We start from the raw sequence: 12,496 nt of genomic DNA, 5'->3' as shown, positions 1-12,496 counted from the left end.
TGAAAGAGGGTGGGCGGATGAAGGCCGCCACAAAGAGGGTCGCCGTGGGCGTGGCCGCCACGGCTGTGATCGCGGGACTAGCGGGCTGCGGCGGATCCGGTTCGGACGCCGACAAGGAGGGCACGCCCGGAGCCAGGAAGGCCGCCGCCGCCCCCAAGGCCGCGCCGCGCATGATCGGTGACGGCTCCACCGCCTTCACCGGGGTCCAGCCCCGCCAGCTCCGGCCCCAGAGGCTGAAGCCGGGTCAGACGCCCCCGCAGTTCGTCGTGTACTCCTGGGACGGCGCGGGGGAGGACAGCCAGAAGCTCTTCTCCCACTTCCGCGAGGTGGGCAAGAAGTACGACGCCACCATGACCTACTTCCTCAGCGGGGTGTATCTCCTGCCCGAGGAGAAGGCGGACCTCTATCTGCCGCCGCAGCATTCCGCCGGACGCTCCGACATCGGTTTCAACGACACCGAGGGCATCAGGGCCACCGTGCGCGAGCTGCGCGCGGCCTGGCAGGAGGGCAATGAGGTGGGCACCCACTTCAACGGTCACTTCTGCGGGGCGGAGGGCGGGGTGGGCACCTGGTCGGTCGACGAGTGGAAGAGCGAGATCACCCAGGCCAAGTCCTTTGTGAAGAACTGGAAGACCAATTCCGGCCTGACCGGTGAACAGCCTCTGCCCTTCGACTACGACAAGGAACTGGTCGGGGCCCGTACCCCCTGTCTGGAGGGCCGGGACAACTTTGTCCGCGCGGCGGGCGAGCTGGGCTTCCGCTACGACACCAGCGGTGTCAACGACCAGATCTGGCCCGAGAAGGACCGAGGCCTCTGGGATCTCTCGCTCCAGCTTGTTCCGTTCCCGGGGCGCGGCTTCGAGACCCTGTCGATGGACTACAACTTCATGATCAATCAGTCGGGGACCGTCAAGGGCGATCCGGCGTCGCACGAGTACTGGGGCGACCAGATGCGCGATGGTCTCGTCCAGGCGTTCGACCGTGCGTATCAGGGCAACCGGGCCCCGCTGATCATCGGCAACCACTTCGAATCCTGGAACGGCGGCACCTATATGCGCGCCATCGAGGAGTCGATCGCCACGGTGTGCGTGAAGAAGGACGTGCGGTGCGTGTCCTTCAAGCAGCTCGCCGACTGGCTCGACGCCCAGGACCCGAAGGTCCTTCAGAAACTGCGCACCCTGGAGGTCGGCGAGGCCCCGAAGGGCGGCTGGACGGCTTTCCTCGCCGCCCAGCCCGTGGCCCCGGCGGGTCAGCCCGCCAAACCCGAGAAGCGGGTCTCGGCCGCCGAGCCCGCGAGCCCGGGTGCGGCGGCCGACCCCGGGAACCGGCGCACGGCCGCCCTGCGCCAGGCCGGGCCGGTTCTGGTCAGGCCGGCTGCGGGGCGCTGACGCCCGCCGACTGCTCCCCAAGGATGAAGGCGGGGTCGATCTGGGCCGCCAGATCTGCCCCTGTCTTCGCGTTTCCCCAGCTCTCGGCGTTCTTCAGATGGAAATGGACCATCTGGCGGGTGTACCGCTCCCAGTCGCGCAGGGCGTAGGAGTCCTCCGCAGTGTTCTGCAAGGTCTGGAGCGTCATCCGATTCTCGGCCTCCAGCAGTTCGAATCGCTGCGGCCGGCCCTTCTCCATCGCCCGCACCCAGTCGGAGTGCCCGACGGTGACAAGCAGATCGTCGCCCACCTCGTCGCGGAGGAAGTCCATGTCGTCCTGGCCCTGCACCTTGTTCCCGACGACCTTCAGCGCGACGCCGAAATCCCGTGCGTACTCCTTGTACTGGCGGTAGACGGAGACGCCCTTACGGGTCGGCTCGGCCACCAGGAACGTCATGTCGAAGCGGGTGAACATCCCGGAGGCGAAGGAGTCCGACCCGGCGGTCATGTCGACCACCACGTACTCGTCGGGCCCGTCGACCAGATGGTTCAGGCAGAGTTCCACCGCGCCGACCTTGGAGTGGTAGCAGGCCACCCCGAGGTCCGACTCGGTGAACGGCCCCGTCGCCATCAGGCGGATGTCCCCGTCGTCGAGGTGGACCGTGCGCGCGCAGGCGTCGTAGACCGGGTTCTCCTCGGCGACGCGCAGCAGCCGGGAGCCGGTGCCGGGGGGAGTTGTCTTGATCATGGTGTCGGCCGAGACGATCCGGGGGTTGGAGCCGCGCAGATAGTCCTTGATCAGAGGCAGTTGGGCGCCCATCGCGGGCAGCACGCCCGCCTCTTCCTCGTCGAGGCCGAGCGCGGCCCCCAGATGCTGGTTGATGTCGGCGTCGACCGCGACGACTGCTGCTTCATTGGCGGCCAGATGGCGGATGAAGAGCGAGGACAGCGTGGTCTTCCCGCTGCCGCCCTTCCCTACGAAAGCGATCTTCATGTTCACCTAGGGTAGTGGTTCGGTTGCCTGGTGCTGTCAAGTCGAGTGAAGAAGACCACTCCAAGGTGGGACGTGGCCGGGCGGCGCGTAGCCTCGCTGGCTATGAGTACGAATGCCTCGCCCGCCTCATCCGCCCCCTCGGCCGACCCGCTGGCCGTGCTCGCCTCGCTGCCCGGCGTCGCCGAATCGGTGGATTCCGTTCGCAAGGCCACCGACCGGGTCTACGGGCACCGGGTCATGCGGCGGCGGAGCGGTGAGGTCACGGCGGAGGCGGCGCTGCGCGGGGCGCGCGGCTCGGCCGCGCTGTCCGGTGCGGACTGGGCGCTGGAGGAGGTCCGCAGGCGGACCGACTTCAGCGGCGACCCCGAGTCCCGCACCGTCGGGGCCGCGCTGAGGCTCACCGCCGAGGCGGGGCAGCTGCTCTCGGTCTGGCGGCAGTCGCCGCTGCGGGTGCTGGCAAGGCTGCATCTGGTCGCGGCGGGCGGTGTCGGCGACGACGAGACCGTGGGTCGGCCGAGGCTGGCGGGCGAGCCGGTCCGGGAGCCGCTGATCGAGGCCGCTCTCCCGGACGCGGAGGAGGTGGGCGGCAGGCTGGAGGGTCTTGCCGGGCTGATCGTCGCGGGGAGTTCGGCCCCGGCGCCGGTCATCGCGGCCGTGGTGCACGGAGAGCTGCTGGCGCTGCGCCCCTTCGGTTCGCACAACGGTCTGGTGGCGCGGGCGGCCGAGCGGATCGTCCTGATCGGGGGCGGTCTCGATCCGAAGGCGATCTGCCCGGCGGAGGTCGGCCACGCCGAGCAGGGGCGGGCGGCGTATGTCGCGGCCCTCGACGGCTATCTGTCGGGGACGCCCGAGGGGGTGGCGGCGTGGATCGCGCACTGTGGGCGCGCGGCCGAGCTGGGTGTCAGGGAGTCCGTGGCGGTCTGTGAGGCGCTCCAGCGCGGAGCCGCCTGAGATTCGAGGGAACTCCCGGACGGGGTTGCGGCGGTACCGGAATTGGTACCGCCGCTGGCATATCCGCCGAGGTACCAAGCGTCCTCGATCTGCTGTGCCCATCAGGCCGGGAACTGTTGCCCGTCACCTGGTGCGGCTGGCCCGTATTCGACGGGTCGACGTCGCGTGGGTGCTCAGCTTCCATGCTCGGTCCGTGGGGCCTTCATGCGTTTCACAGGTGATCCTCTCGGATGTCCTTGGTCTCGCGGGCCGTTGACTCATTTGTACTCCAGCCGTCCGGGAAGTGGAACCCTTCGCCCCAGTTCTTTACTTTTCTGTTCAAATACGGGCAAAGCGATGGGCCAGGCCGTCCAGTGCAGTCGCCGCGGCCTGGGCCGCCGCACCGCGTCGGCGGCTGGCGTACCAGACCAGTCCGGCGGTGGCCGCGGCCGCGCCCACCGCTGCCGCCGCCACCAGGGCCGGCCGGGGCGGCATGGGGAACGCGGGCAGCCGCTGCTTCAGTCGGACCGGACGGTTGAAGACGAGAACCGGCCACTCTCGGGTATTCGCCTCGCGGCGCAGTGCGCGGTCCGGATTCACGGCATAGGGATGACCCACGGATTCCAGCATCGGCACATCGGTGACCGAGTCGCTGTAGGCGTAACAACGGGAGAGGTCGTATCCCTCGGACTCGGCGAGTTCCTTGATGGCCTCCGCCTTCGTGGGCCCGTACGCGTAGTACTCCACCTCGCCGGTGAAGCATCCGTCGTCGCCGACCACCATGCGGGTGGCGACCACCCGGTCGGCGCCCAGCAGTTCGCCGATCGGCTCGACCACCTCGGCTCCCGAGGTGGAGACGATGACCACATCGCGGCCCGCGGTGTGGTGTTCCTCGATGAGGGAGGCGGCCTCGTCATAGATGATCGGGTCAATGAGATCGTGCAGGGTCTCGGCGACGATCTCCTTCACCTGCTGGACGTTCCAGCCCTTGCAGAGGGCGGAGAGGTACTCCCTCATCCGTTCCATCTGGTCGTGGTCGGCACCGCCCGCGAGAAAAACGAACTGGGCATAGGCGGTGCGCAGTACGGCCCGCCGGTTGATCAGGCCGCCTTGGTAGAAGGACTTGCTGAAGGTCAGCGTCGAAGACTTCGCAATGACCGTCTTGTCCAGGTCAAAGAACGCGGCTGCGCGAGGCAAGGAGTGGTTATCCACGAGCAGAGCATAGGTGCCCGCCATTCGGTGTACGCCCGGGCGTGTGGGTTTGCCTGAGAAGGCTCTCGGGTACACCATGGAAGTCACGGATCGTTCGCGACCGTGCTAACCCGGTCCGGCTCCTCCCCCCCCGAGCCGGCCGGAGAGACGACCCCCGCTCTCCCCCCCGGCGGGGGTCGTCGCATGTCCGGACGCGTTTTCTTGCTCCGTACGAGATCCATGGCGATCCCTCCCCGCTCTCTCGACCACCGTCGGCGGTGGCCTTCCACCACTCTGCACCGTCACCGTGCGTAGTGGAAGAGGTGCGCGTGGGAGTCACCGATCCGGGTTACCGGGATATTCACAACCGGTTGCTTGTCCACAGTTTTTCAGCAAGATCCACACGATTTCCCGGTGCACGGCACCGTGATTCCGGCCGCGTAGTTCGCGGAGTCAAGGAATCACCGATCTCGTAACGAAGCGGGATCGCGCTAAGCAGGGGGTGGGGATCGTGGCTGGATCTATCAGGTCGAAGGGTGCGCCGGCTGCCGAGGAGCGGCGGACCGGACCTCTGATCGTCACCGAGGATGTGGAGCTTCTCGACGATCTCTTGCGCCTGTGCGCCGCCGCGGGAGCCGAGCCGGAGGTCCATCACTCCGTGCCGGAGGGGCGGGGGAGCTGGGAGAGCGCCCCGCTGGTCCTCGTCGGGGACGACGCCGCGGCGCGCTGCCGGGGAGCCGCCCGCAGGCGAGGTGTGCTGCTGGTGGGGCGCGAACAGGACGACCCGGACGTCTGGCGGCTCGCCGTGGAGATCGGGGCCGACGGGGTGCTCCGGCTGCCCGACGCGGAGCGCTGGCTGGTCGATCGGATCGCGGACGCGGCCGAGGGCGTCGGCGAACAGGCGCTGACGGTCGGTGTGATGGGCGGCCGGGGCGGGGCGGGCGCGTCCACCCTCGCCTGCGCCCTCGCGGTGACGGCGGCCCGCGCGGGCCGCCGCACCATGCTGATCGACGGCGACCCGCTCGGCGGAGGCATCGATGTGCTGCTCGGCGGGGAGCGGGCCGAGGGAAGGCGATGGCCTGATTTCGCCGCCTCCAAGGGACGAGTGGCGGGCGGCGCGCTGGAGGAGTCGCTGCCCGAACTGCATCAGATGCGGGTGCTCAGCTGGGACCGCGGTGATTCGGTGCTGGTCCCGCCGGAGGCGATGCGTTCGGTGCTGGCGGCGGCCCGCAGGCGCGGCGGGGTGGTCGTGGTCGATCTGCCGCGCCGGGTGGACGAGGGCGTGGCGGAGGCGCTGGCCCAGCTCGATCTCGGACTGCTGGTGGTGCCGGGCGAGCTGCGGTCGGTCGCCGCGGCCAACCGGGTGGCGTCCGTGGTCGGAATGGTTCTCCAGGATCTGCGCGTGGTGGCGCGCGGCCCTTACGCCTCAGGGCTGGACGACGGCTGGGTCGCCGCCTCGCTGGGCCTTCCGCTCGCCGGTGAGCTGCCCTGGGAGACCCTGTCGCCCGAGATGCGGGACGGGGCGGTGCCCCCGGGCCCGCCCGGGGGGCCGCTGGCCCGGTTCTGCGCCGCCTTCTGGGACCGGGCGCTGGCCGGGGGCGTGGCCTCATGAACACCGGACTGCTGGACGCCGTGCGGCAGCGGCTCGCGGAGAGCGGGGCCGAGCCCACCCCGGCACGGGTCGCGGCGGCCCTGCGGGCGCAGGGCCGGCTGCTCGGCGACACCGAAATCCTCGGCGGTACCGAGCGGCTGCGGTGCGAGCTGGTGGGGACCGGCCCGCTGGAACCGCTGCTCGCCGATCCGTCCGTGACGGACGTGCTGGTGTCCGCGCCCGACCGGGTGTGGGTGGACCGGGGGCGCGGCCTGGAGCCCGCCGGTGTGACCTTCACGGACGCGGCGGCGGTGCGCCGGCTCGCCCAGCGGCTCGCCGCCGTGGCGGAGCGGCGGCTGGACGACGCCCGGCCCTGGGTGGACGCCCGGCTGCCGGACGGCACCCGGATGCACGCCGTGATTCCTCCGGTGGCGGTCGGCTCGACCTGTCTGTCGCTGCGGGTGGTGCGGCCCCGGGCGTTCTCGATGGAGGAGCTCACGGCGGCGGGGACGGTGCCGCCGGGCGGCGCCCGGGTGCTGCGGGCCCTGGTCGAGGCCCGGCTCTCGTATCTGGTCAGCGGCGGCACCGGCACCGGCAAGACCACCCTCCTGGCGGCACTGCTCGGGCTCGTGGGGGAGCGGGAGCGGATCGTGCTCGCCGAGGACTCGGCGGAGCTGCGGCCCGAGCACCCCCATGTGGTGCGGATGGAGTCGCGCGCGGCGAACCAGGAGGGCGCGGGCCGGGTGACCCTGCGGGACCTGGTCCGCCAGGCCCTGAGGATGCGACCGGACCGGCTGGTCGTCGGAGAGGTCAGGGGACCGGAGGTCACCGAACTCCTGGCCGCTCTCAACACCGGCCACGAAGGAGGCTGCGGCACGGTCCACGCGAATGCCGCGGCCGACGTCCCGGCCCGGTTGGAGGCGCTCGGCACGGCCGCCGGGCTCGACCGGGCCGCGCTCCACAGCCAGCTGGCGGCGGCGGTCTCGGTGGTGATCCACCTGGTGCGCGATCGGGACGGCCGACGGCGCATCGCCGAGCTGCACGTCCTGGAGCGGGACGCGGCGGGGCTGGTGCGCACCGTTCCCGCGCTGCGGTGGGGAGCGGAGGCGTTCGTCCGCGAGCGGGGCTGGGAGAGGCTGCGGCGGCTGACGGGAGGGGCTCGGTGATCGCGCCGGATCCCCTCTACGCGGCGGCGGGGTGCACGGCGGTGGCGGCGTTGCTGCTGGCGGGCCGGGACCGCGGGCGGGGGCGGGCGCGGCTGCTGCTCGCGGGCGGCGCGGTGGCGGAGCCGGATCCGTGGTGGACCTGGGAGCGGCTGCTGTCGGCGGTGCGGACCCGTCGGGAGTGGCTGTGCGTGCCGGTGGCGCTGGTTCTGGCGGTGCTGGGCGAGTCGGTGCTGCCGCTGATCGCCGGGGCCGTGGCGGTGCCGCTGGTGGGGCGGCGGCTGAAGGCGGTCCGGCGGGCGAGGGAGAGCGAGCGCAGGGCCGAGGCGGTCGTCGCCCTGTGCGGAGCGGTCGCCGGCGAGCTGAGGGCCGGGCTCCAGCCCGCACAGGCCCTGATCTGGGCCGCCGTGAACACCCGGGCCCTGGGGGCCGGGGAGGCCGCGGTGACGGCGGCGGCCCGGTTCGGGGGCGATGTGCCGCAGGCGCTGCGGGGCGCGGCCCGGGAGCCGGGCGCGGACGGCCTGGCGGGAGTCGCGGCCTGCTGGCGGGTGGCCGTGGAGGGCGGGGCCGGTCTGGCGGCCGGGCTCGACCGGCTGGAGGCGGCACTGCTGGCCGACCGTGACCGGCGGGAGGATCTGCGGAGCCAGCTGGCCGGGGCCCGGTCGACCGTCGGTCTGCTGGCGCTGCTTCCCGCGGTCGGCCTAGCCATGGGCGGGGCCCTGGGGGCCGATCCGCTGAGAGTCCTGTTCCACACCCCGGCCGGCCTGCTGTGCCTGCTGGCCGGCGGGGCCCTGGAGGCCGCCGGGGTGTGCTGGGCCGCACGGATCATCAAGGGAGGGCGGCGGTGACGGCCGGGGAGATCGCGCACCGGCCCGCGGTGGCGGTGCTGATGCTCGCCGTGATGGTTCTGCTGGGCCTCGGGGTCGCCGCGCTGCGGGGGAGACGTCGGACGCGCGGGCGTGGTGCGGCACTGCTCGGGGTGGTGCGCGCCCGCCGTCGGCGGTGGCCCGAGTACCGGGCGGGAGTCCGTGCGTGGGCCCCTCCCCTGGGCGCGCTGATCGTCGGATGCGTCCTCGTCGAAGGGGCGCTCGGCGTCGCCGTGGGGTTCATCGCCGCCTACGGGGTACGGCGTCGGCTCCGGTCCCGGCCGCCGGTCCCGGACGAAGAGCCGGCCGAGGACCCCCGGCTGCCGCTCGCGGCGGATCTGCTGGCGGCCTGTCTGGCGGCCGGGGCGGGCCCGCGCGAGGCGGCGGAGGCGGTCGGCGAGGCACTGGGCGGCCCGGTCGGCGAACGGCTGTCACAGACGGCAGCGGAGCTGCGGCTCGGCGGCGAACCGGCACGGGCCTGGGCCTCGTTCGCCCGGATACCGGGCGCGGCGGAGCTGGCCCGCTGCCTGGAGCGGGCGGGAGCCACGGGGGCTCCGGCGGCCGAGCCGGTCTCCCGGCTGGCCCACCGTCTGCGGGCGGACCGGGCGCGCGCGGCCGTGGCCCGGGGCCGCAGGGCACAGGTCCTGATCACCGCTCCGGTGGGGCTGTGCTTTCTCCCCGCGTTCCTGGCGGTCGGGGTTGCCCCCGTGGTGATCGGGCTCGCCGAAGGACTGCTGAACGGTCGATAAGCGGAATTCTTGGAGGTTTTCATGATGAGTCCATTGCTCAAGCGGTGGCGCGGACGGCTGGGCGGCTGGTCGCTCCGCGGCCGAGGGGACGCGGGGATGACCACGTCCGAGTACGCGATGGGGACGATCGCCGCGTGTGCCTTCGCCGCCGTTCTGTACAAGATCGTCACCAGTGGGGCGGTCTCGGGTGCGCTCGAATCGCTGATCGGGCAGGCGCTCGATGCGCGGTTCTGAGCGCCGCCGCGGGCAGGGCCGAGTGGCCTCGCGCCGGCTGGGGGAGGAGCGGGGGTCGGTGACGGCGGAGGCCGCCGTCGCGCTCCCCGCCCTGGTGGCCTTCACCATGGCGCTGGTGTGGGCGCTGACGGCGGCCTCGGCGCAGATCCAGTGCGTCGACGCGGCCCGCGCCGGGGCCCGGGCGGCGGCCCGGTCCGAGCCGCACGCCGATGTGCTCGCGGCGGCCCGCTCGGCCGCTCCGGCGGGGGCCGAGGTCACCCTGCGGCGGACGGGGGACCTGTGGCGGGTCACCGTGGCGGCGGCGGTTCCGGGACCGGACGCCCTGGCGCTGACCCTGACCGAAGAGGCGGTCGCCCTCGCGGAGGACACGGTCGGCTCCGTCCCGGCGGGGGCCGGGCCGTGACCGGGCGCGGGCTCCCGGCGCGCACGTCCGGCCGGAGCGGGGACCGGGGCTCGGCCACGGTGTGGGTGGCCGTGGCGGCGACGGCGCTGTGCGTGGTGTTCGCCGCCGTGCTCGCCATGGGCCAGGCGGTGGCGGCCCGCCACCGGGCGGGCGCGGCGGCGGATCTGGCGGCCCTGGCCGCGGCCGACCTCGCGCTCCTGGGCGAGGCCGTCGCCTGCGCCAAGGCGGCCGAGGTGGCGGACGCGCAGGGCGCCGAGGCGGTGCGGTGCGCCCTGCGGGGGGAGATCGCGGAGGTGACGGCCTCGGTGAGCTTCGGCCCTTACGCCCCGAGGGCCGCGTCCCGCGCGGGCCCGCCCGGCACGCCCCGCCCTCCGGAGCCCCGCCATCCGTATCCGCCCGGGGCCCGCACCGCGGCGTATGACGGCTTCGGCGGGGACTCCGGGGCGGTACGGGGTGTCTCAGCCGTCGGCGGTGCCGGGGGTGCTCTCCGCGCCCCGCAGCAGCTCGGTGAGGAGCCGCACCGCCGCCCGTTTGTGCAGGGGCTCATTGCCGTTGCCGCACTTCGGGGACTGGACGCAGGAGGGGCAGCCGGCCTCGCACTCGCAGACCGCGATCGCCTCGCGGGTCGCGGTGAGCCACTCGCGGGCCGTGTGGAAGGCCCGTTCGGCGAAGCCCGCGCCGCCGGGATGGCCGTCGTACACGAAGACCGTGGGGAGCGCGGTGTCCGGGTGGAGCGGCACGGACACCCCGCCGATGTCCCAGCGGTCGCAGGTGGCGAAGAGCGGGAGCATCCCGATCGAGGCGTGCTCGGCGGCGTGCAGGGCCCCGCCCAGCTGCTCCGGGTTCACCCGGGCGGCGTCCAACTGCGCCTCGCTCACCGTCCACCACACGGCCCGGGTGCGCAGGGTGCGGGGCGGCAGGTCGAGTTTGGTCTCGCCGAGCACCTCGCCGGTGACGAGCTTGCGGCGGAGGAAGGAGACGACCTGGTTGGTGACTTCGACGGAGCCGTAGCAGAGGCGGCCCTCGCCCCACGGGAGCTCGATGTCGGTTTCGAGCACGGAGACGGAGGTCACGTCGCGGGCGGTGGTGGAGTACGGCGGCACGGCCTCCTCCACCAGGGCCACCGAGTCCTCCAGGTCCAGCCGTCTGACCAGATAGGTATGGCCCTGGTGGAGATGGACGGCCCCCTCGTGGACGGCGGTGTGCGAGGCCGCCTCGTCGACCGTGCCGAGCAGCCGGCCGGTGGCCTCCTCGACGATCTGGACCGGCCGGCCGCCGCCGCCCCGGATGTCGGCGAGGTCGGCGGCCCGCTCCCGGCGGGTCCAGTGCCAGCCCGTGGCGCGGCGGCGCAGCAGCCCGGCGGACTCCAGCTGGGGCATGAGTCCTGCGGCCGCCGGGCCGAACAGCTCCAGATCGGCTTCGGTGAGCGGCAGCTCCGCGGCGGCGGCGCACAGATGGGGGGCGAGGACGTAGGGGTTGTCCGGATCGAGGACGGTGGACTCCACCGGCTGCTGGAACAGCGCTTCGGGGTGGTGGACGAGGAAGGTGTCCAGCGGGTCGTCGCGGGCGACGAGGACGGCCAGGGCGCCCTGCCCGGAGCGGCCCGCGCGGCCCGCCTGCTGCCACAGGGAGGCCCGGGTGCCGGGATATCCGGCGATCAGCACCGCGTCCAGGCCGGAGACGTCGACGCCCAGCTCCAGGGCGGTGGTGGCGGCGAGCCCCAGCAGCTCCCCGGAGTGCAGGGCGCGCTCCAGGGCCCTGCGTTCCTCGGGCAGATAGCCGCCCCGGTAGGCCGCGACCCGCCCGGGCAGTGAGCGGTCCACCTCGGCCAGGCGTTCCCTGGCGATCAGGGCGATCAGCTCGGCTCCCCTGCGGGAGCGCACGAACGCCACCGTGCGGACGCCCTGGACGGTCAGATCGGTGAGGAGGTCGGCGGTCTCCGCGGTGGCGGTACGGCGCACGGGGGCGCCCTTCTCGCCGTGCAGCTCGGTGAGCGGGGGCTCCCAGAGGGCGAAGACGAGTTCGCCGCGCGGGGAGGCGTCGTCGGAGACCTCGTGGACGGTCAGCCCGGTGAGCCGGCCGGCCGCCGAGGCGGGCTCGGCCGCGGTGGCGGAGGCGAGGAGGAAGACGGGATCCGCCCCGTAGCGGGCGCATATCCGGCGCAGCCGGCGCAGCACCTGGGCGACGTGGGAGCCGAAGACGCCCCGGTAGGTGTGGCACTCGTCGATGACGACATAGCGCAGGGAGCGCAGGAAGGAGGACCAGCGGGGGTGGGAGGGCAGTATCCCGCGGTGCAGCATGTCGGGGTTGGTCAGGACATAGGTGGCGTACTGCCGGACCCATTCGCGTTCCTCGACCGGGGTGTCGCCGTCGTAGACCGCCGGGCGGACGCGGTTGCCCAGCGGCGCGGCGAGATCTTTCACGGCGCGGCACTGGTCGGCGGCGAGCGCCTTGGTCGGGGCGAGGTAGAGGGCGGTCGCGCCGCGCCCGTTCGGGGCCTCGGAGCCGTCCAGGAGGGTGCTGAGGACGGGGGCCAGATAGGCCAGCGACTTGCCCGAGGCGGTGCCGGTGGCGATGACGACCGACTCGCCGTCCAGGGCGTGCTCGGCGGCGGCGCTCTGGTGGGCCCAGGGGTGCTCGACCCCCGCCAGTCGAATGGCGTTGATCACTTCTGGGCGGATGCGGTGCGGCCAGACGGCATGGCGGCCCTGCCTGGGGGGCAAGTGCTCCGTATGAGTGATGCGCGCGGCCCGGCCCGCCCCTGCGGCGAGCCGGTCGAGGACCTCACCGGGAGTGGGGCGGGTTTCCCCGCTCTCGGGGGGTCGTCTGGGACGGAGATTCCTGGCCATCGGCACCGAGTGTGTCACTGGTGTGACGGACAATGGTCCCAAGGCGTCGTGCATGGCTGCTGGTAAGTGATTGAATGCCATCGCGGCTGGCGACCGTCCTCCGGCTCCGCCGGGGAGACCTCAGGGGGCGGGCGCTCGATAGCAAGGTGCTGGAGGATC

General features: G+C 73.0%; 11 protein-coding genes and 1 pseudogene. 9 read left to right on the top strand and 3 right to left on the bottom strand.

Annotated features, from left to right (window positions below; translation table 11 throughout):
* Positions 1–17 precede the first annotated feature (17 nt).
* On the top strand, positions 18–1,388 hold the full coding sequence (locus IE247_RS00780) for a polysaccharide deacetylase family protein (protein ID WP_229868376.1): 1,371 nt from the start codon (positions 18–20) through the stop codon (positions 1,386–1,388).
* On the opposite strand, the gene IE247_RS00775 is transcribed toward IE247_RS00780, so the two are convergent.
* Positions 1,366–2,361: an ATP-binding protein gene (locus tag IE247_RS00775; protein WP_190120856.1), complete on the bottom strand. Its 996-nt coding sequence runs from the start codon at positions 2,359–2,361 to the stop codon at positions 1,366–1,368. The two genes, IE247_RS00780 and IE247_RS00775, sit on opposite strands and share 23 nt — an antisense overlap.
* A 102-nt stretch (positions 2,362–2,463) precedes the next feature.
* Here IE247_RS00775 and IE247_RS00770 point away from each other — a divergent pair, with 102 nt between their 5' ends.
* Positions 2,464–3,312 (top strand): Fic family protein, encoded by an 849-nt coding sequence (locus IE247_RS00770; protein WP_190120855.1) that lies wholly within the window; start codon positions 2,464–2,466, stop codon positions 3,310–3,312.
* A 318-nt stretch (positions 3,313–3,630) separates the two neighbouring features.
* On the opposite strand, the gene IE247_RS00765 is transcribed toward IE247_RS00770, so the two are convergent.
* Entirely contained in the window at positions 3,631–4,527 is an 897-nt protein-coding gene (locus tag IE247_RS00765; RefSeq protein ID WP_190120854.1) for an HAD family hydrolase, read from the bottom strand.
* 466 nt (positions 4,528–4,993) lie between these two features.
* Here IE247_RS00765 and ssd point away from each other — a divergent pair, with 466 nt between their 5' ends.
* From ssd to IE247_RS34695, 7 genes and pseudogenes are all read left to right on the top strand, one after another.
* On the top strand, positions 4,994–6,094 hold the full coding sequence (gene ssd / locus IE247_RS00760) for a septum site-determining protein Ssd (RefSeq protein ID WP_190120853.1): 1,101 nt from the start codon (positions 4,994–4,996) through the stop codon (positions 6,092–6,094).
* Positions 6,091–7,239, top strand: coding sequence for a TadA family conjugal transfer-associated ATPase (locus tag IE247_RS00755; protein ID WP_190120852.1), 1,149 nt, complete (start codon positions 6,091–6,093; stop codon positions 7,237–7,239). Before ssd ends, IE247_RS00755 begins: the two co-directional genes overlap by 4 nt.
* Positions 7,239–8,084 carry a type II secretion system F family protein gene (locus IE247_RS00750; protein WP_190121366.1) on the top strand — a complete coding sequence of 282 codons (846 nt, stop codon included), beginning with the start codon at positions 7,239–7,241 and terminating at the stop codon, positions 8,082–8,084. The genes IE247_RS00755 and IE247_RS00750 overlap by 1 nt, the downstream gene beginning before the upstream one ends.
* 41 nt (positions 8,085–8,125) lie before the next feature.
* Complete coding sequence (locus tag IE247_RS00745; RefSeq protein WP_190121367.1) at positions 8,126–8,851, top strand: type II secretion system F family protein; 726 nt, start codon at positions 8,126–8,128, stop codon at positions 8,849–8,851.
* A 24-nt stretch (positions 8,852–8,875) separates the two neighbouring features.
* Positions 8,876–9,085: a DUF4244 domain-containing protein gene (locus IE247_RS00740; protein ID WP_229868549.1), complete on the top strand. Its 210-nt coding sequence runs from the start codon at positions 8,876–8,878 to the stop codon at positions 9,083–9,085.
* A 58-nt stretch (positions 9,086–9,143) separates the two neighbouring features.
* Entirely contained in the window at positions 9,144–9,488 is a 345-nt protein-coding gene (locus IE247_RS00735) for a TadE family type IV pilus minor pilin (protein ID WP_308433175.1), read from the top strand.
* A pseudogene (locus IE247_RS34695) lies at positions 9,485–9,781 on the top strand (Rv3654c family TadE-like protein); the annotation flags it as partial. The gene IE247_RS00735 and the pseudogene IE247_RS34695, both read left to right, overlap by 4 nt.
* Before the next feature lie 165 nt (positions 9,782–9,946).
* On the opposite strand, the gene sftH reads toward IE247_RS34695, so the two are convergent.
* A complete protein-coding gene (gene sftH / locus IE247_RS00725; protein WP_190120849.1) occupies positions 9,947–12,418 on the bottom strand; it encodes a DEAD/DEAH box helicase in 2,472 nt (823 codons plus the stop codon).
* Positions 12,419–12,496 lie beyond the last annotated feature (78 nt).

This window comes from Streptomyces inusitatus (genome assembly GCF_014651115.1).
Taxonomy (GTDB): domain Bacteria; phylum Actinomycetota; class Actinomycetes; order Streptomycetales; family Streptomycetaceae; genus Streptomyces; species Streptomyces amakusaensis.
This window is presented reverse-complemented; position numbering and strand designations above follow the sequence as displayed.